The organism is Paenibacillus roseus (genome assembly GCF_016424485.1).
Taxonomy (GTDB): domain Bacteria; phylum Bacillota; class Bacilli; order Paenibacillales; family Paenibacillaceae; genus Paenibacillus_D; species Paenibacillus_D roseus.
The window spans coordinates 66,957-86,988 of record NZ_JAELUP010000013.1; the positions used below are offsets into that span (position 1 = coordinate 66,957).

17 protein-coding genes are annotated in these 20,032 nt (G+C 48.7%); 7 read left to right on the forward strand and 10 right to left on the reverse strand.

Translation table 11 applies throughout. The features are described 5' to 3' along the window. Window positions 1-9: 9 nt before the first annotated feature. The 4 genes from JFN88_RS05180 to JFN88_RS05195 all read right to left on the reverse strand — a co-directional run bounded on the left by JFN88_RS05180 (window position 10) and on the right by JFN88_RS05195 (window position 5,887). Entirely contained in the window at window positions 10-894 is an 885-nt protein-coding gene (locus JFN88_RS05180; RefSeq protein ID WP_199018264.1) for a carbohydrate ABC transporter permease, read from the reverse strand. Between the two features lie 10 nt (window positions 895-904). Then, on the reverse strand, window positions 905-1,828 hold the full coding sequence (locus JFN88_RS05185; RefSeq protein WP_199018265.1) for an ABC transporter permease: 924 nt from the start codon (window positions 1,826-1,828) through the stop codon (window positions 905-907). Between the two features lie 100 nt (window positions 1,829-1,928). Continuing rightward, window positions 1,929-3,587 (reverse strand): type 2 periplasmic-binding domain-containing protein, encoded by a 1,659-nt coding sequence (locus JFN88_RS05190; RefSeq protein WP_199018266.1) that lies wholly within the window; start codon window positions 3,585-3,587, stop codon window positions 1,929-1,931. A 374-nt stretch (window positions 3,588-3,961) separates the two neighbouring features. Beyond that, window positions 3,962-5,887, reverse strand: a complete 1,926-nt coding sequence (locus JFN88_RS05195; RefSeq protein WP_199018267.1) for an AraC family transcriptional regulator — start codon at window positions 5,885-5,887, stop codon at window positions 3,962-3,964. A gap of 280 nt (window positions 5,888-6,167) precedes the next feature. Between JFN88_RS05195 and JFN88_RS05200 the strand changes: the two genes are divergently transcribed. Next, window positions 6,168-7,031, forward strand: coding sequence for a CPBP family intramembrane glutamic endopeptidase (locus JFN88_RS05200; RefSeq protein WP_199018268.1), 864 nt, complete (start codon window positions 6,168-6,170; stop codon window positions 7,029-7,031). Window positions 7,032-7,118: 87 nt separating this feature from the next. Here JFN88_RS05200 and JFN88_RS05205 read toward each other — a convergent pair whose 3' ends face one another. Together JFN88_RS05205 and JFN88_RS05210 are read right to left on the reverse strand one after the other, a co-directional pair. After that, entirely contained in the window at window positions 7,119-7,934 is an 816-nt protein-coding gene (locus JFN88_RS05205; protein WP_199018269.1) for a hypothetical protein, read from the reverse strand. A gap of 338 nt (window positions 7,935-8,272) precedes the next feature. Then, a complete protein-coding gene (locus JFN88_RS05210) occupies window positions 8,273-8,785 on the reverse strand; it encodes a DUF4241 domain-containing protein (RefSeq protein ID WP_199018270.1) in 513 nt (170 codons plus the stop codon). Window positions 8,786-9,145: 360 nt separating this feature from the next. On the opposite strand from JFN88_RS05210, the gene JFN88_RS05215 reads away from it, so the two are divergent. Beyond that, the gene (locus JFN88_RS05215; RefSeq protein WP_199018271.1) at window positions 9,146-9,883 is read left to right on the forward strand and encodes a cyclase family protein; all 738 of its coding nucleotides are present in this window, start codon (window positions 9,146-9,148) and stop codon (window positions 9,881-9,883) included. 641 nt (window positions 9,884-10,524) lie between these two features. Further along, window positions 10,525-11,577 carry a muramidase family protein gene (locus tag JFN88_RS05220; protein ID WP_199018272.1) on the forward strand — a complete coding sequence of 351 codons (1,053 nt, stop codon included), beginning with the start codon at window positions 10,525-10,527 and terminating at the stop codon, window positions 11,575-11,577. On the opposite strand, the gene JFN88_RS05225 is transcribed toward JFN88_RS05220, so the two are convergent. The 4 genes from JFN88_RS05225 to JFN88_RS05240 form a co-directional block, all read right to left on the reverse strand. Continuing rightward, on the reverse strand, window positions 11,567-11,935 hold the full coding sequence (locus JFN88_RS05225) for an AAA family ATPase (RefSeq protein WP_199018273.1): 369 nt from the start codon (window positions 11,933-11,935) through the stop codon (window positions 11,567-11,569). The two genes, JFN88_RS05220 and JFN88_RS05225, sit on opposite strands and share 11 nt — an antisense overlap. Window positions 11,936-12,004: 69 nt before the next feature. After that, on the reverse strand, window positions 12,005-12,613 hold the full coding sequence (locus tag JFN88_RS05230) for a nucleotidyltransferase domain-containing protein (RefSeq protein WP_199018274.1): 609 nt from the start codon (window positions 12,611-12,613) through the stop codon (window positions 12,005-12,007). A gap of 179 nt (window positions 12,614-12,792) precedes the next feature. Beyond that, a complete protein-coding gene (locus JFN88_RS05235; protein WP_199018275.1) occupies window positions 12,793-13,335 on the reverse strand; it encodes a GNAT family N-acetyltransferase in 543 nt (180 codons plus the stop codon). Window positions 13,336-13,494: 159 nt separating this feature from the next. Continuing rightward, window positions 13,495-13,896: an NUDIX domain-containing protein gene (locus JFN88_RS05240; RefSeq protein WP_199018276.1), complete on the reverse strand. Its 402-nt coding sequence runs from the start codon at window positions 13,894-13,896 to the stop codon at window positions 13,495-13,497. A 194-nt stretch (window positions 13,897-14,090) separates the two neighbouring features. Between JFN88_RS05240 and zwf the strand changes: the two genes are divergently transcribed. The 4 genes from zwf (at window position 14,091) to gnd (ending at window position 19,910) form a co-directional block, all read left to right on the forward strand. Continuing rightward, entirely contained in the window at window positions 14,091-15,614 is a 1,524-nt protein-coding gene (gene zwf, locus JFN88_RS05245; protein WP_199018277.1) for a glucose-6-phosphate dehydrogenase, read from the forward strand. Further along, window positions 15,598-17,583, forward strand: coding sequence for a transketolase (gene tkt, locus JFN88_RS05250; RefSeq protein ID WP_199018335.1), 1,986 nt, complete (start codon window positions 15,598-15,600; stop codon window positions 17,581-17,583). The genes zwf and tkt overlap by 17 nt, the downstream gene beginning before the upstream one ends. Before the next feature lie 213 nt (window positions 17,584-17,796). Then, on the forward strand, window positions 17,797-18,465 hold the full coding sequence (gene fsa / locus JFN88_RS05255) for a fructose-6-phosphate aldolase (RefSeq protein ID WP_199018278.1): 669 nt from the start codon (window positions 17,797-17,799) through the stop codon (window positions 18,463-18,465). A 29-nt stretch (window positions 18,466-18,494) separates the two neighbouring features. Beyond that, complete coding sequence (gene gnd / locus JFN88_RS05260) at window positions 18,495-19,910, forward strand: NADP-dependent phosphogluconate dehydrogenase (protein WP_199018279.1); 1,416 nt, start codon at window positions 18,495-18,497, stop codon at window positions 19,908-19,910. Window positions 19,911-20,032: the final 122 nt, after the last annotated feature.

Sequence of the window (20,032 nt, forward strand, 5' to 3'; positions counted from 1 at the left end):
TTTACTTGCTTATCCTTTCAATGATCCGATCATGACGCCCTTGACAAAGAAGCGCTGCACGAATGGATAGACGCAAAGTATCGGAACGGTCGCAACCATAATGGTCGCGTACTTGATAGTTTCTCCAATCTGGTGCTGATCTCCTGCCGAAGCCCCCGAAGTCATGCTTTCCGTTGAATTCGAAATTAGGATTTCCCGCAGCACAAGCTGGAGGGGGAACAGCTCACGGCTCTTGAGGAAAATGGAGGCGTAAAACCAACCGTTCCATTTGTCAACGGCATAATACAGAATCATCACAGCGATGACCGGCATGGACAGTGGCAAGATAATGCGGAACAGAATGGTAAGATGATTAGCGCCGTCGATTTTCGCCGACTCCTCCAGGCTGTCGGGAATTCCCATAAAGGAGGTTCGCATAATAATGAGATTAAAGGTTCCAATCGCGAACGGCACAATCGTCGACCACAAGGAATCAAGCAACCCGACATTTTTGACGATCAGATAGAGCGGAATCAGGCCCCCGCCGAAGAACATGGTGAATACGATAATAAACATGAATAAATTGTTCCACATGACATTTTTACGGGAGAGCACATAGGCTCCCAGAGCAGTCATGAACAGATTGATGACAACTCCGGCGACGACGATAAACAGAGTATTCCTGTATCCGATCAGGATGCCTGGATTATTGATAACGCTCTTGTAAGCTTCGATGCTGAAGCCGAGCGGCTTCCATAGCAGCCCTTTGTTCACCATCAATTGTCCGGCATCGCTGAATGAAGCAAACAGAACATAGAGGAGCGGGTACAGCGTTGCAATTACCAGCAGGATCAGAAATCCGTATATAAAACCATCGAATAGCCAATCAAACAGTCCTGCATTTCTTTGTTTCAATGCTTTCACCTCACCATAAGCTGCTTTTGCTCACCTTGCGGCTGATATAGTTGGCCGTGATCAGCAACACGAGATTGATGACCGAGTTGAACAGGCCGACCGCTGAACTGTAGCTCCACCCGAATTCCAGCAGACCTTTGCGGTACACGAAGGAGGAAATGACATCGGCGGTTTCGTACGTAATCGGATTGTAGAGCAGGATGATCTTCTCAAAGCCAACATTGAGCAAATTCCCCATTCGCAAAATCAGCATGATTGCAATAATCGGAACAATGCCCGGCAGGGTAATGTGGATCATCTGCTTGAACCGGTTGGCGCCATCCATGCGGGCCGCCTCGTACTGCTCCTGATCAATGTTCATGAGCGCGGCAATATAGATAATGGATTCCCACCCTATCCGCTGCCAAATCTCCGACAGGATGTAGATAGGACGGAACAACTCCGGCTTCTGCAACATGGCCTGCCCGTCATAGCCCAGCAGCATGAACAGCCGGTTGATGAGACCATCGGCATTGGTAAAATCGGTAATAATTCCGCAGATGACAACTAGTGAAATAAAATACGGCATATATGTGATCGTTTGCGTCAATCGCTTGAACGTCCGGTTGCGTACCTCGTTGATCATTAACGCCAGCAAAATTGGCATCGGGAATTCAAAGAGCAAGGAATACACACTGATCAGAATCGTATTTTTTAGAATGCGCTCGAAATAATAACTGTTGAAGAAGTCCTGGAAATGCTTTAAACCTGCCCAATCGCTGCCTAGAATACCCTTCATCGGAGAGTAGTCTTTAAAGGCAATTACTGCGCCATACATAGGCGCATAATGGAAAATGACATAGTAGGCGATGACCGGAATCATCATGACATATAAGTACTTGTTGAGTAAAAAATCACGGATAACGCGCTGTTTGAAGGATTGACGGTTCGCCATACGTTTGAGTGTTCACCTCAATTCGGGTTCGAGAGAGGGATCAAGCCCTCTCTCGCAAGTTGTGCTTCACAGTTGTCAAACTTGTGCAGTTGTCGGGTTATTAACGATTGTTGTAGCGTTCCAATGCCGCCGCCTGAATCTCGATCGCGCGATCCAGCTTAAGCGACTTCATCTTGGCCACATAGCTTTCAAACTGATCTGGCGAATCGTTACCCAGAATAATTTTGAGCGTCATTTCGTCGACCAGCGTGTTAATGTCATTCATGATGGTTGCATACTCAGAGCTTTCCTCCGGCGTTGGCGTAATCGGCGGCAGGTTGTACTTCGCCGCATCGGTCTTCTGCCAGGTCAAAACGGCATCGCGCTGGGTTTGCAGGGCAAAGAATTGCTCGGCATAACGCTTATCCTGAACGAACGGACCATTATAGCTGCCGCGGGCATACAGGGGGATCGCCTGAGCAGGGGACAACTTATCCGGATTTTTCATCAGCAGATCGGTGTACTTTGGATAGCCGTTCTCCAGGTTGTAGCTGACACCTTCAGTACCGAAGTTGAAGAACATATGGCCTTCCTCGCTATAACCGTAGTCCAGCATGCGTACTGCGATTTCAGGGTTCTTCAAGGCAGTTGAAATCGAGACTGTGCCCTCCGAAGAATAAGACTGATTGCGCTGTCCGAATTTAGGCGTATCGCCCTTGTTCAGAACCGGATACGGTGCGCCAACGAGCACAACCTTCGGATCATTGGCTTCGATCAACGCCTGCCACTTGCCGATCCCTCCGCCTGCATTGCCAACTGATGATCCGGTAGCGCCAGAAGCCATGTTGCTGTCTACTGCTTTCAAATCAGCAGTGGCGGCATTTTTATCAATCAGCCCTTCTTGGTACCATTCGCGGAACAATTTCAAATATTCCTTGAAACCCGGCTCGGCAGGGCCAAACTTGATCTGCCCATCTTCCTGATAGAACCCGCGGTTCACACCGAATGCACCGATGAAAGCACCGTTGCCGGAATCATTAAAAAATCTCGGCTTGCTGACCACTGAGAATGGAGCGGAAGCTCCCTTTTTCTCCTTGAATGCTCGCAGTGTCTCGGTCCATTCATCGATGGTTTCCGGCACCGGGAGACCCAGTTCATCCAGCCAGTCTTTACGAATAATCGGTCCTTGGAATACTTTCAAATAGTCATCGCCGCGGATGAACGGGAACGTATAGTAGCTTCCGCTGTCAGTTTTGACCATCTTGTCAATATCCGGGTTTTCCTGCAAAAATTTCTTGAGGTTAGGCGCATATTGATCAATTAAATCGTTGAGCTTTAGGATATAGCCTTCCTTGATTGCTCTTTCCGGCCCTCCCGGAAAGTCCCCCAGGAAGTTGAACTCAAACAGGTCCGGAAGGTCACCGGAAGCGAGCAGCACGTTCATCGCTTCCCTCCCCTGGCCAGAAGGCGGAGCTATGAATTGGAGCTGGACACCTGTTTTCTTCTGCCAATCCTGAAAGAAAGGAACATCCTGATGTGATGCCTTGACGCCAACCAGGTTAGGGGTTATTTCGCCCCAATAGGTCAGCTTCTGGTCGGTCTTCAGCGGATAGGTCGTCGCCTCGCCGCCTGCTTCGGTCTGCGGGGAAGTGTTCGTGCCACCCGTGTTGTCTTTGTTGCCATTATTAGATGGATTGCTGGTGCCCCCTTGAGAGGAACAGGCAATTAACAATGTGCTGAGCAGCACGATAATCAGGGAAGAACGTAATACTTTCTTCATTCGTCAGCCTCCACTCGTGTCAAAATATTGGTTGAGATTTGTCTCAATCCCAGACTAATAGAAGCCGCAAGGGAGCGGAATATGCAGAAGTTTCAAGGGGATAGCGAATTTGTTCAAGGGAATTGATGATTTCTAAAATGCAATCGTTAAAAGCGACAAAATGCTGATTCAGATGCCGTACAGCAAGGGTTTTGGCCGTGAAGGCTGTGGCAATCGCGCATCCAAAAAATAATCTGGGAAGCATCAATCAACACTTGGCAAGGCAAGCTTGGCTGAACGGATTGTAAATCACAAAAAAACCATGTGCATCCCGCGCTTCCCTGCTTTACAAAAGCAAAGAAACAGATTGCACATAGCTTTTTTCTGTTGCGATATTACTTGATGATGCTCTCTAGCACATCGTCAATAATTTGCGAGTTGGCAATAGTACCCGAATAGAGCCAGCTTGTCTCTTTGCCGTATTCGTAGATATTGCCCTTCTTGACGGCAGGAATTCCTGCCCACACCGGATCACGGAGCAGTTCTTCTTTGCTGACGCCTTTGCCGTTAATAATAAACAAGTGGTCAGCATCCATTTCTGCAAGCGCCTCAAGCGAAATAGCGTTCCAGTTGCCTGTCCCGGTCTTAGAAAGCTCCTCAACGACCCTCGGCTTCTTCAGTCCAAGATCGTGGTACAAGACTTCTCCGCTGGACAGATGGTCGCTCACCGCATAGACGTTCTTTTGGGTTACCCAAAGCGCTACCGCGGATTGTTCACCAACAGCCTGTTGAATCTTTTCCTTGGCTTCCTTGGCTTTCTGATCGTAGTTCTCCAGCGCTTTCTCCGCCTCTTCACTCTTATTCAATACTTCACCAATAGTCAGCAGTTCCTGACGCCAGCTATTATTTTTATCCTTGCCTACGGTATAGGTCGGAGCAATTTTGGCGTATTGGCTATACTTGTCCCCAGCTACAAGTTCGGCATTGTCCACAATGATTAAATCCGGCTCAAAGCCCATCACAGTTTCCGGCGGCAAGGTAGAAGGAATGGTTGGAACTTCCGCCAAATCCCCTTGCAAATATTGCTGTACCGATTTCTCTCCTACAGACCATTGCGCTACTGGCTTGACCCCTAACGTTATCAGATGATCCTCCAAATAAGAGGCGATGATTCGTTGCGGATTAGCGGGTACTTTCACATCATGGCCCAGTGCATCCTTGAGCACTCGCTCTGTTACGTTCTGCTGAGATTGCCCTGTATCCGGCGCAGCATTCGGTGTGGCATTGCTTCCACATGCGCTGATCACCAAAGTCATGCTGAGCAACAAGATGAAGGCCATGGTGTTTGCTGACATTCTGTTCATTCGTAAAATCCTCCTAGGTTTTTGCAGTTGATAATCATTATCACTACTATACCGTCGGGCTCTGACCGCTACAATAGACAATCCGGGCTTTAAATATGGACGATCCGGAATTTTTCGCAAAGAACGCTGAGCTTTGGAAGCATAGTATCCCGGAGAGACGCCTGTATGCTTCTTGAATATTCGGTTGAAATAGAAGGAATCGTTGTAGCCTACCAGTTCTGCTACTTCTTTGATTGTTGCATTCGTCGTCTCCAACAGCTCCTTGGCTTTCTCAATACGCAGCCGAATGAGATATTCGATCGGGCTGCACCCGGTCGCCTGCTTGAAGGTCCGTGATAGATATCTGATACTGTAGTTAAACAGAGTTGCCAGTTCATCCATAGTCACAGTCTCTGTGTAATGATCATGGAGGTAGCGAATCAGTTGGAAGACGAGATCAGGCTCGGAAGGGCGAATGCCCTGTGATTGCATCTGAGCCACGACTTCATGGACAAATTGGTAGAACAATCCCTTCACCAGCAGCTGTGACGCAGTGCCTGCCTCACGCCATTCCTGGTCCATCCGCTGTACCAGGTGGAACAGCGGAAGCGGCTGATTCGGAGAGAAGCTATATTGCATCAGGAAGGGATTGCCATGCTCCAGCAATCTGCGGGTTTGCATCCGACCAGACAAAGGCAGTGTTACTTTATAGAAAATCAGGTAGAACTCAAAAACCTCACTTAAAGATACAATTTCAAGGCACATCCCCTTGCCGCCGTGAACCAGTTGAAAGCGTTTAGCCGTATGTTCGGCTCCATCCAGCAGCAGCCGTGCGTTCCCTTGATACGTGTATAGAAACCCGCTGGCTGGCAGACGGTAAGAACCCCAATCCTCGCCATGGCGGACCGAAATTTGACGGATTTCGGTGATCTTCACTGCTGCATAGTTCCATAGTGTATGGTAATGATCTAGGTTCATGAACCTGCCTCCATTTTAACGAAGCTCCACATTTCATTTCATTTGTCATTCCATACCATCACCAGTACGCAACCGTCTGCACAGCAAATCTTAGGCCAGGCGATCGTGGATCAAGTATGGGGTCATTATAATGGATCAAAGCCAGCTGTTCAACTTGATTTCGATTCCACTAGGCTTAGGTCCGGTAGAAAAACTGGACCTGAGCTTGTTCTTGTCCACCTGAAGCAGTTGCTATACTTCTGAATGGAAATACATACTTGATAAAAAAGGGGCTACCATCATGAAATCAAACATTAACCTTCCCCAGGCGACAGGGCTAAACGGGGAGAAGGAGCGTATTCGTTCTGCCAGGCGGGGACTTCTCGTTTTCTTCGCAATGGTCATCCCTCTCTCCATACTTTGCTATGCAATGCTGACGAAATACCCGATATTTGTGCTGCTTCTAATGTGGGCGCCGGGTCTGTCATCCATCATCGCCCGTGTCGCTCTTCGTGAAGGCATATCCGATATCTCACTGCGGCTCGGGGGACGCCGTTCACTGAAAACCTTGCCTTTTGTATTGTTGTTCCCGGTCGTCATTGGGCTTATTGCATACGGACTGGCCTGGAGTACAGGGCTGGTGCAATTCGCCACGCCTGATGCATTTTTCAAGGCTTCACCTATAGCTATGTTTACCGTAATTCTGCTCATGCAAATGGTGGTCGGAACTGCAATCGGCGTAATCAGCAGTGCCGGAGAGGAACTTGGCTGGCGGGGCTATATGACCACTCGGCTAATCGATGCCCGCGTTCCTTATCCGATGCTGACCGGAGGGATCATTTGGGGAGTATGGCATCTCCCCGTTATGTTTATCGGATCTTATGCTTCCGGTCCCTATCCTGTCCTCTCCGTTATATTTTTTATGATTTCGGTCGTGTCTTTCGGTTACATTATTGGACGCATACGATTGACAACCGGCAGCCTATGGCCGGCAATCTTGCTACACGCATCCTGGAATGCGGTGACACAGGACGTCTTTGACGCCTTTTCCCACGGAGATAAGGCGCTGCTCTGGGTAGGAGAGTCGGGAATTCTCGTTGCTCTTGCATTACTTGCAGCAGCATGGGTCATCTCCAAAAGATCGATGGAAATACGGCATTTGTAAATAAACGGGACACGACATAAGAAGTTACAGGCGCTAACTGTTAGCGATGCATACTTATCTAAAAATAAGAATAGACATGTCCTGGTTTCAGACCTGGAGCCCAAGGGAATTAAGCTTGTGTACTGCCGTGGCCAACAGCTTTACGCTCTGCTTTTCGTAAGACAAGATACGTTGCTGGGAAGCATGGATCTTGCCGAGTTCTGCATACATGGCAGCAAGTTCAGCGGCCGCGCTCACCGCATCCCCCTCCTTGATAGCGGACCGATGCCGCTTGCTTGCTTCAGACAGCCTCCTGCCGGCTTCAATGGCAAGCTTGTTCTCTTCCGATGTCTGCCCCTTCAAATTATGCACCGGACCCAGGGTATCCTTAATATCTCTAACTTGTGCGGTTGCTTGCTTTCGGGCTGCAGCAAGCAATTGCTTTTTTTGCTTAATCTCTGCCTTCGCGGCTTCAACGGGCGACTTCAGCCGGCTATGCTTCAACTTGAGCAGCGCGGCTGCTTTTTGATCCTTGCGTTTGGTTGCCTCTGCCAGTTGGCTGCCCAGTTCGGCATATTGAACCAGCAGCGGACCATGCTTTTTCACTGTAAGATCGACCGTCTCCTGCAGCCTGCCGATTTGCGCCTTCCCGATTGTTCTCAGCTTTTCATTGACGGACTTCAACTGCTCATTATTCTGAGTCTTCAGTGCCTGAATGTTCTGCTTATCAAGCTTGACCTCACTCTCAAGTTTGATAAAACTGTCGTAAAGGCTGTCCAGACTGGATAATGCCTGCCCCCAGCTATCTCCGGCCGCCGCGCCTGTCTTGGGCAAGCCTGTGAATAGCACCATCAAAACCGATATAGCCGCTACCAGCAGCATTTTAAACACCTTGCTTGTAATTCTCGAAACGTTAAGCATCATCTCTTCATCTCCTGTCCTCAATCTTATTGCCGTATAGTCAGCTAAAACACATGAAAAAAGCACCCCCAAGAAGGCCTTTCGGCCATTCCTGCGAGGTGCTTCACCCGCTCAAATGTGTTTGATTCTACATTTAAATCATACAGAATTCCTCATTTAAAGTCAAGAAAAACAGGAACAAATGTTTGTTTTTAACACCCGACCTGCCTCAAGCACGGCGAATAAATAAGCGGGTTTGTCGACGCGCCGGTCCGGCAGCCTCTCCGACAGCCTCTCCCCAGGCTCGTCATCTGGTATAATGAAAGACTTATACAGTCGCCATTCCCGAGTTGTATCCCCCGTTAATAATCTGTCTTTTTGACGAAAATAATTTTGACGCCAATAACCTGATTCTGCCCGTTAACCGCTATATAAGTACCATACGCGCCGGCTCCAATCCCCGTTCGTGTCACGACGCCGCCCTCAAGTACTCCCGCTTCCTCACCGCATTGTGTAATATCACAGCATCTATTGTACCAATCTTCACTGGAGCTGCCGTCGCACGAATCCGTAATCCTATATTTTCCAAGGTCGAAAATCCCTGCCTGAGCGCTATCCACGCCAACAATAAAATCACCTTTCACCCATGGAAAGTCGATTTCGTCCCGGGTCCAGGAGCTGTGGCGAACCGTAATTCCCGCACAGACTTCTCCCCAATCTCCCAGTTCCACTTTCTCCACCTCTGCCTCCCAGCTGCCACTCAGAGCATGGTCCAGTATCCCCCTAGCAATCGTGTCCCGATTCACTTCATAGCAGGGGTCAGCCACAATCATTGTCCCTGAGCTTACTTCAAAGCTGCCTAACTGGATGATCATATGAATGCCTCCTAGATTAAGATTTTCAGACCGATTTCTGCATTAAATCCTATTGTACCATGCAGTAGATTCAGTTTACGAGGAATCCTGACTGCTATGAAAGGTTCAAATTCTCATCAAAGGCGTATATGGAAAGGGGTATTCCAGGCAAGCGGCCCAAAAAATCTCCTAGGATTCGACACCCAAGGGACACTCATAGACAATTTCTATTATAAATTTCCTGATAAATCTCCTATAAAATTACTCAAAATGATACAATATACAAAATACATATTCCAAACCGAAATCATCGCTTGGCTTCAACATAGGCAGATGATGCAATGATTAAGAAATCCTACATCAATTATCGAGGTGAATGATATGTCCAACGAATTACTGCAAGCCTTCCAATTGCTAAAATCCAAACAATGGGTCGATTTGACGCATACGTTCGGCCCTGACTCCCCCCACTTCCAATCTTTCGATGCAGCGGAGTTTGAAACCTTATTCGATCACGATCAGGGCTTCTTCGCACAGAGCTTCAAGTTTGCGGGGCAATATGGGACGCATCTGGATGCGCCGATTCACTTTGTCCGCAATGCGCGCTATCTGGAGGAACTCGATTTGAAGGAGCTGGTGTTGCCGCTGGTTGTTATTGATAAATCAGCCGAAGCAGCTGCTAACCCGGACTATGCATTGGGGATTGGAGATATTCGATCTTTCGAAGCTGAACATGGGGAGATTGAAGAGGGAACCTTTGTCGCGCTTCGCACCGATTGGAGCAAGCGATGGCCAAGCCAGGAAGCCTTTGAAAATGAAGGAGCCGACGGCAAAAATCATGCGCCTGGATGGTCGGTAGACGCGCTCCGGTTTCTGTTTCATGAACGGAAAATTAAAGCCATCGGGCATGAGACATTTGATACGGATGCGACGATAGATTTTCAGAAAAATGGGGCGCTTATTGCCGAGTATTACGTATTGGAGCAGGATACCTATCAAGTGGAACTGCTGAAAAATCTGGATTTGCTGCCGCCAAAGGGAGCGGTTATTTTCAATTTGGTTCCCAAAGCGTTCAAAGCCTCCGGATTTCCGGTCCGCTCATTTGCCATACTACCCTAATCCTAAGCTTAGAACTTCACGATGAACCAGCCCGCCGAGTGACTGAAAGGCATGTCCAGCCATATGGTCTTACAGGCAGCTGGACATGCCGTCCATTCTCCTTCATTGAACGAATGGCCTCATCATCACCGGATAGAACGGCAAGACATCGCGGCGGGCGGCTTTCCCCAGTACATCAGAATCGATTCCTCTTAAATCTTAGCAAATTCATACAAGGGAAAAACTTTTTGTGATGATTTTGCGTCTACATACATAAGTTGCATGGCAATAATATCCGCTGCATCGGTTGTTGCAAAGCCTGCTAGCCTTTATGCCCACATACCCTGCCATCCTTCCCGGCTCGATTGGCGGATTTTAGGACAGGCAACAGTCGATCCTGCCTATTTGTTTAGATTTTGTTTAGTTATGTCGTGTATAATAGTCTGGGTCTGTGCAAAATGCTCCATTCGGTCATAATTCATAAGTTAACCATCAACAAAGATGCATGGGAATATCGGGATTCCGGGAAAAAGAGAAGCAATCGTGCATGCTAGGCAAACGCGTTGCTCAGAATGAAATGGCTGATTCGGCCCATTTCATATCAATTCCGCAGTCTGATAAAATATGAGAATGAATGAAGAAACAAGGGAGAAGATCTAGCTTTGGATAACGAAACGGATACCACTACTAACAAACGTCCCTCCGGCAGCAAGAAGAAGAAAGTCCTCATTATCGCCTATAGCGTGACTATGGCTGTTCTCATTATTATTTGCGGTGTGCTGTACAATCAATATTTGAATCAGGTTAATGCAGGAGGCAAGCTCGGTGAGACCGGGGCCCTTAATCAGACAGACATCACGGCTGACAACGATGAGACGACACCTGATGAGGACGAGAATACCGCGTTAACAGAAGATGACTCGTCTGATCCGGATGGCGAAACCGATGCTCCCGCCGAGTCAGATCACTCAGCTTCTGGCAGTGCAGGAAACACGGAGCCAATCAAACCTGACACACCGGCTGCAGGCAATGAGCAAACGGGTACAGGTAAAGACAAGTCTGGGAAACAATCGTCCTCAGATTTGAAGAATGATGGCAAGAAAGAGAACGGCAGCGCCAAAAATAATGTAAAGCTCCCGACTACCTATGTCATTGAAAAAGGCGATACGCTGAGTACAATTTCGGAGAAGTTCTACAATTCGAAGGAGCATGTTGCACTGATCGCCGAAGCTAACAATATTGTATTTATTAATGATATGCAAGTCGGCGACAAGATTACGATTCCGGCCTTATCGTCAGGCAAAGGCTCCTCCAACGGCAAAAAACCGGACAAGCCCGACTATTCCAAAGTGACATTGCCGGCAACTTATTTGGTACAAGCAGGAGATACACTGTCCAGTATTTCGCTTCAGTTCTATAAATCCAAGAGCCATGCAGATCTGCTGGCGAAGGAAAACGGCCTCAATCCGAATGAAGGGCTAAAAGCAGGCAGCCATCTTACGATTCCTGCACTCCAGGATCAGGAGAATTCTGTCGACAAAACGCCTGAATATGAGACGACTGACCATACGGTCCAAAAAGGAGAAACGCTGTACAGCATCTCCAGACAATACTATGGCACCGATAAGCACGCCAAGTTCCTCGCGGACTTCAATCAACTGGTAGACAGTGACCGCGTTGACGTCGGTACTGTACTTAAAATTCCTAAACTGTAGTAGAAGGGGGAGAGTTCTCCCTTCTTTTTCTTTCATGGAGCTGCTTTATGATGCCCTTCGCTTCGTGGTCTGAATCTGGCTTAGCTGTCTTTAGAGCGTTTCTCACATCATCCAGATCAGTCAAAATGACATTCTTGTAGCCATGTTTGTTATAATTTTTCGCGACAGCCACCAGATTTTCAAATGATAGCTGTTCCTCCTGCCGTTGCGTTGACCGGATTGATGGAGCCAACATACGAAATTCGGATATCCATCCAAACTCAAAATACGGCGATTCGTAGTATTCATGAAGTTTCTTCGCTAATGTCGTTTTTCCACTACCCGGAGAGCCATGCACAATAATAAAATCAACAGTCATATAATTTTCTCTTCTCTATCGTTGTTGATGCAAGAATTATAGATTCCCCATCGCAGAGGATCGGCCTCGTTATTGCCCCATTACCGCCATCCAAACATGTCCTCCCGGAAACTGTCTGTCCAACGCATTTTTCAGCCATTCCCTCTCCTCAAGCGTGAGCAGCGGAAGCACATTTTGAAAGTCCCGATGATCCTTCTCTCTGATTTCTGAGCTGCCGCCTTTGTAAAGCAGTTGAATTTCCGGCTTGAGATAGGGAATTCCCTCAGATGTCATAGCTATTATATCTTTCTCCGGTCTTTGAATCGTTCTTTCCCGATGGTATATCCACGCCCCGTCTTTTCTATCAACAAGCATCAATTGAAAAGTAAATGGGGAATGTTCATCCTTGCTAACCCAGACATCCTTTACTGTTGTTAGCGCCTCTCCAGGCTCCCAATTGCTGAGTTCACCCTGATCGGCCTTGTAAATTCTCCAGTTTTTCGCCAACCCATCAAGCATCGTTGCCTGCTCGTCATGAAACAAGACAATATCAATATCGCCATGCTCCCTTGTCTGTCTGCCAATGTACAAGTCCAGCGCCCAGCCGCCAGCAAAACACCAGGTTACAGGAATTGAGTCCATGATTGCAACCATTTCATCCACCGATAAAGGGTTCCAGTTATCATAATCCTTCCTCAAACTTCATCCCTCCTTACAATAACGCGTCCAATAGGAGCTGTACTTGAACAATAAGGGAGACCGCATTGGCCCCCCAAATGGAAAGCGTTCCTGTTCCTGTTCATGTTCATGTTCATGTGCTGCTATTGATCGAATACTATACTTTTATGCTCGCCTCAATGAAAGCCGTAAGTTCACAATCATCTTCGAAACTCACTAATCAGAAGCCCGTATACCAGCTCATCATAATATTCGCCATTGGTGTACACCATATTGCGAAGTCTGCCCTCTAGCCGGAATCCCAGACGCTCATGAAGGGCAATGGACCCCTCGTTAAATGCATACACATGAGCACTTGCTTTCTGGTAGCGCAGTTCCTCGAAATAATAACCCAGCAGCAGCTTGACCGCCTCAGATGCATAACCCTTGCGCCAGTGCTCACGAAAAATACCAATTCCATACTTGAATGTTCCGTTCCGCGGATCGGTTGTGTGGGTACCGATGCTGCCAATTAATTCGCTATTCAGTGTCTCAATAGCAAACGTATATTGGTCTCCATTCGCCCCTTCCGCTGCTTTGCTCTCGGTCCACAACCGAGTTCCCTCTTCCGATCTGGGAAACTGGGTCATGTAGCTGAGTCTGGCGCCTTCCGTATCGTAGTCATTGTTGTGAAATTTCTCCCAGTCTCCGGGTACAATAGCGCGTAGCCTGACTTTATTCCCCGTCCAAATATTGCTCACCATATCGATCACCCCTAAGGAAAATTTAACCTTGTATATGTTCAATTCAATTTCGCAGCGGTGGTGATCTCATTCCCATCCTAAATTTTATTATATCCCAGATAATGGGGATGGAAAAGGAATCGTATCTCGTTTCTTAACAAGGCAGCTTGACTTACTCCATTAATCCAGACATTCCGGGTCACCAATTCCCTCGTTGCCCAAATAGACATCCGTACGTCCACTCTCATGCAGCCTCATAATCGCCCTTCTCAGCTTGGAAGGGAACAGGGATTGCTTGTTCAACGTATCAATGTCCAACCAGGCATAACCAATCTGATTCGTATCTCCCTGAAGCACTGCACCTGAGATTTCGCCTATGTATTCACAGAGGAAAATGAAGTCCACACGATGAAAGTCTTCATCATGCGCACCCTCAATAATGAATGCCAAGGATTGCGGACGTATGTCAATTCCGAGTTCTTCCGCTACCTCGCGCCTGGCAGCCTCCGGCAAAAGCTCCCCTGCATGCTGTCCGCCGCCCGGCATAATGTAGAAGACTGATGAATTACGGAAGCCGTCCAACCTTACACTACCCCATAGACACCATCTATACCTTCTGTGAAATATATTAATTACTTGTATGGAGTTGATTTGTATTATAGTAAGGCTATAGAAAAACAGAGCCCGCGGATCGAAATTTCGGTCATTCGGTTAATAGGAATTAGACATAACCGTGTACCGATATTCTGCACTCTGCCGAAAGGAGACTTCAGAAGATGGAGCCAACTACTTTTGTTTTATTCGGCGCGACAGGCGATTTAGCCAAACGGAAAATTTACCCTGCTTTATATAATTTATTTCTCGATCAAAAACTGCCGCAGCACTTTTCCCTGATTGGTCTTGGACGAAGAGAACTGACCGACGAAGACTTCCGGGCCAATATCGAAAAGTCCCTCCAGGATTTTTCCAGACGCAACGTACAGGATTCCGCTCAACTGGAGCGCTTCTTGCAAGCCTTTGGCTATAATGTTTTGAACATTGGGAACAAGGAAGACTACCAAGTATTACATCAACGTATCGAGCAGCGGGAGCAGGAGTTGAACCTGCGGCCAAACCGGATGTTTTATCTCTCTGTAGGGCCGGAGTTCTTCGAGACGATTGCTGCCAACATTATGGGCAGCGGACTAGGTTCCGCTGACGGCTGGAAGCGGCTCGTCATTGAGAAGCCGTTCGGCTCGGATTTACAGACAGCCCGCGATCTGAACGAGAAACTGAGTCAGGCCTTTACAGAGGAAGAGATTTACCGCATCGATCATTATCTCGGAAAGCCGATGGTGCAAAATCTGGAGGCCTTGCAGCAGGTAAATCCCGTATTCCGCGCCTTATGGACCAACCGATACATCGCTAATGTGCAGATTACTGCGAGTGAAACAGTCGGCGTGGAAGAGCGCGCCGGATATTACGATCATGTCGGCGCTTTAAGAGACATGTTCCAGAATCATATGTTGCAGTTGCTTATGATGACGGCTATTCATGTGCCACAGAAGAGCGCATCCGAGAAGGTTCATCAGAAGAAAAAACTGGTGATGGAAGCTCTGGAGACACTCTCGAAGCAGGATGTTCATGCCCATGTAGTCCGCGGTCAATATACGGCAGGCAGTATCCAGGATAAGTCGGTTGTCGGTTATGTGGAGGAACCGGGAATTCCGCAGGAGTCCCGGAACGAAACATTCGTCGCAGCCAGACTGAAAATCGACGATTACTTCTGGCGTGGCGTGCCCATCTATATCCGAACCGGCAAAAGAATGCGCGAAAAATCCACACGGATTGTCATTGAGTTCAAGGAACCGCTCAAACAATCTACATCCAAGGCGGATGCCGCTGCGCCAAATCTGCTCATATTCGAGATTAGTCCAAATGAAGGGATCAGCTTGCAGTTGAATACGCGTGATCCTCAGCATCGCGGAGAATTCAAGCCGATTTATATCAATCTGCATGAAAATCAGGACAATATTGCCGAAGCGTACGAGAATTTGATTCATGACGCGCTGAATGGAGACCCAACCTTTTTCGCGCATTGGGATGAAGTAGAGCTGTCCTGGGCATGGGTACAGCCGATTCTCGAAGCATTCGAAGAAAATCTTGTCCCTCTCTACACTTATGAGGCTGGCTCTTTCGGACCTGCTGAATCGGATGCCTTGCTCGCAGAGGATGGCTTCCATTGGTGGTTCGATGCCAAGCCTGCATCTAATATGAAAGTCAAGGAAGGAGAACAATATGTCTATAACCAAAACTATTGATCAATTAGCAATCGATACGATTCGCACCTTGTCGATCGACGCCATTAACAGCGCGAACTCCGGTCACCCGGGCCTGCCTATGGGTGCTGCGCCAATGGCATACACCCTCTGGTCCAAGCTGCTCAACCACAACCCGAACCATTCCAAATGGTTTAATCGCGACCGCTTTGTACTCTCTGCCGGACATGGCTCCGCTTTGCTTTACAGCCTGCTGCACTTGTCCGGCTATCGGGTATCGCTGGACGATCTCAAGCAATTCCGCAAGCTGAACAGCAAGACGCCAGGGCATCCAGAGTTCGGCCACACCGATGGAGTAGACGCTACAACCGGACCGCTGGGTCAAGGAATCGCGAATGCTGTCGGCATGGCAATGGCTGAGGCGCATCTTGCATCGAAGTTCAATCAGGACAGCTTCCCTGTTATCGACCACTACACCTATGCGCTTGTCGGTGACGGCTGTCTGATGGAGGGCATCTCCTATGAAGCGATGTCCATGGCGGGTCACATGAAACTGGGCAAGCTGATTGTCCTGTACGATTCCAATGATATTTCTCTCGATGGCGAGCTGAACCTCTCCTTCGGTGAACAGATTCAAAAACGCGCGGAATCCGCCAACTGGCAATACCTGCGGGTGGAAGATGGCAATGACATTGACGCTATCGCCAGAGCAATTGAAGCTGCCAAGCAGCACGATGCTCAACCTACTTTGATTGAAGTCCGTACGATTATCGGATATGGCAGCAAGGTTGCAGGAACCAATAAAGTCCATGGCAATCCACTGGGCAAAGAAGAGGCGGCCGCTACGAAAAAAGTATACGGCTGGGACTATGAAGAGGAGTTCTACGTACCTGCTGAAGTTAGAGCTCATTACGACCAACTCAAGCAACAGGGCGCTGCCAAGGAAGAAGCCTGGAACCAATTGCTTGATTCCTACAGCGCGCAATACCCTGAGCTTGGTCAAGAGTTGAAGCAAGCGATTGATGGCACTGTACTCATCAAAGCGGAGGACATTCTGACCTTTGATACATCCAAAACGCTATCAACTCGCGTCGCAAGCGGCGAAGCTATCAACCATTTTGTAAAAACGGTGCCGGCTATTTTCGGCGGAAGCGCAGACTTGTCGCATTCCACAATGACCGATATCCGCGGTGAACAAAAATTTGCCGTTGACTCTTACGCCGGACGCAATATTTACTTCGGAGTACGCGAACATGCTATGGGCGCAGCGGGCAATGGCTTGGCTCTGCACGGAGGCGTAAAGCCATTCGTCAGCACATTCTTCGTATTTAGCGATTACCTGCGTCCTTCCATTCGTCTGGCTGCGCTGCAAAAGCTGCCTGTCACGTATGTGTTCACGCATGATTCCATTGCTGTCGGGGAGGATGGGCCAACTCATGAGCCTGTCGAGCATTTGGCCGCGCTGCGGACGATTCCGGGACTGACCGTCATCCGACCAACTGACGCAAATGAAACAGCCAGCGCATGGGCGTACGCCTTGCAGCAAAATGATGGTCCGGTAGCGCTCGTCCTGAGCAGACAGAACTTGCCGATTTATGAAACAACTAAAGGAAATGTAGCTGAAGTATCCAAAGGCGCTTATGTTCTTTCGGAAACGAATGCAAATCCGGATGTGATCCTGATCGCAACAGGGTCTGAGGTTTCACTCGCAGTGAATGCCAAAGCGGAGCTTGAGCAAGAAAACGTATCGGTACGCGTAGTTGCTGTGCCAAGCCGTGAGTTGTTCGATCGCCAGCCAGATTCATACAAGGAGCAAGTGCTTCCTTCCTCCGTCTCCAAGCGGGTTGCAATTGAAGCCGGTATCTCTCTGGGCTGGGAGCGTTACACAGGGGCAGCTGGCAAAGTATTGTCCATCGATACCTTTGGCGCATCGGGTCCAGGTCCTGCTGTTCTGGAATACTTCGGATTCTCCACAGCCAATGTTGTCCGAATCGCCAAGGAACTGCTGTAAAGATTCGCTACAATAGCCGCCAAGCGTTAATACACGGTCTTCTGGCGGGCTGGGATTGGGAGCGTTCCCGAGTCCATCTGCTCGCCAGAGGCCGAACATGTAAGTCATCATGAAGTCTTGCTTGTATGCGTATGCGCCATGAAATATAAGGTCATTTATCAAGTTGTAGAGCCTGAAAATTTTTATATTCAACTAAAATGGAGGTTGTTCAATATGAAATTTTTTATCGATACTGCAAATTTGGATGATATCAAAAAAGCGTACAAAATCGGCGTCCTGTCCGGTGTAACAACCAACCCGTCCCTCGTAGCCAAAGAAGGCGTGAAGTTCGAAGACCGCATTGAAGAAATTTTGCGTGAAGTGCCGGATGTCGAATCCGTATCCGCTGAGGTAACGCCAGATGCCGTCACAGCCGAGCAGATGATTGCCGAGGCCAATGAGCTGATCAAGATCAACAACAACGACAAGAATATTACGATCAAGCTCCCGATGACCCTTGCTGGTCTGGAAGCGTGCCGCTATCTGACTGCCAAAGGCGTAAAGACGAATGTCACGTTGATTTTCACCGTGAACCAAGCACTTCTTGCAGCCCGTGCAGGTGCGACTTACGTCTCCCCGTTCCTTGGCCGTCTGGACGATATTTCCGAGGATGGCGTGCAACTCGTCATCAAGGTCGCTGAGCTGTTCCGTACGCATAACCTGGATACCCAGATCATTGCTGCATCGGTCCGCCACCCGGATCACGTTACCCGTGTCGCGCTCGCAGGCGCTCATATTGCAACCATCCCATTTGCGGTTATTGAGCAGATCGCCAAGCATCCGCTGACCGATCAAGGAATCGAGAAATTCGCAGCCGACTGGAAAAAAGCCGTACAAAACTGAGCAAGATTTAGATATAGGAGGGGAATTCTGTGAGTAAACAACAAATTGGCGTCGTCGGACTTGCCGTTATGGGCAAAAACCTGGCCTTGAATATTGAAAGCAAAGGCTTCTCCGTAGCTCTGTACAACCGTTCACCTGAGAAAACGAATGAGCTGCTGGAAGAAGCGCCAGGCAAAAACTTCGTCGGTACGCACACCATCGAGGAATTCGTGCAGGCGCTGGAGACACCGCGCAAAATCCTGATCATGGTTAAGGCCGGGCAAGCAACGGACGACACGATCAATCAGCTTGTACCACACCTCAGCCAGGGAGATATTCTAATCGATGGCGGCAACGCCTTCTTCCCGGATACTCAAAGACGCAACAAAGAGCTCTCCGCACAAGGCTTCCGCTTTATCGGCGCTGGCGTATCCGGCGGCGAGGAGGGCGCATTAAAAGGCCCTGCTATTATGCCAGGCGGGCAAAAAGACGCATATGAACTGGTCGAGCCAATCCTGACCGCCATCTCTGCGAAAGTCAACGGCGACCCTTGCTCCACCTACATTGGTGAAGACGGTGCTGGCCACTATGTCAAAATGGTGCACAACGGCATTGAGTACGGCGATATGCAGCTGATCGGCGAAGCGTATCATCTGCTTAAAGACGTGCTAGGCGTGAGCACAAGCGAGTTGCATGACATTTTCACCGAGTGGAACAACGGCGAGTTGGACAGCTACCTGATCGAGATTACAGCCGACATCTTCACCAAGACGGACCGGGATACAGGCAAGCCGATGGTGGATGTCATTCTGGACGCTGCCGGACAAAAGGGAACAGGCAAATGGACTAGCCAAAACGCGCTTGACCTGGGCGTTCCGGTGTCCATTATTACGGAGTCCGTATTTGCACGGTTCATCTCTGCCATGAAGGAAGAGCGTATCGCTGCAAGCAAGATTTTGAGAGGTCCTGAAGTATCAAGCTATGACGGCGATCGCCAGGAATTCATCGAAGCGGTGCGCAAGGCGCTGTATGCCAGCAAAATCGCTTCATATGCGCAGGGCTTCGCTCAGATGAAAGCAGCCTCCGAGGCGTACAACTGGAATCTGAACTACGGCAGCATCGCGATGATTTTCCGCGGCGGCTGTATTATCCGTGCCCGTTTCCTGCAAAATATCAAGGACGCATACGACCGCAATCCAGAACTGAACAACCTGCTACTCGATGGGTACTTCAGCAATGTGGTTGACAACTATCAGGATGCATGGAGAAAAGTCATCTCTGTGGCGATTACCAGAGGTATTCCGGTCCCTGCATTTGCTTCGGCGCTGGCTTACTATGACAGCTACCGTTCCGAGCGTCTGCCTGCAAACCTGCTGCAAGCACAGCGCGACTATTTCGGCGCCCATACATTCGAGCGGGTAGACCAAGAAGGAACCTTCCACTTTCAATGGATGGACAATGAGTGATTTAACTCCTAATCTTTGAATATAGATTGCAAACACCCCTGTAATCAAGCCATAGAAGCTTAATGGAACTGAACCTGGTAGTAACAGGAACAGTATCTGAGCCGTGGCGGACACAGGGGTTT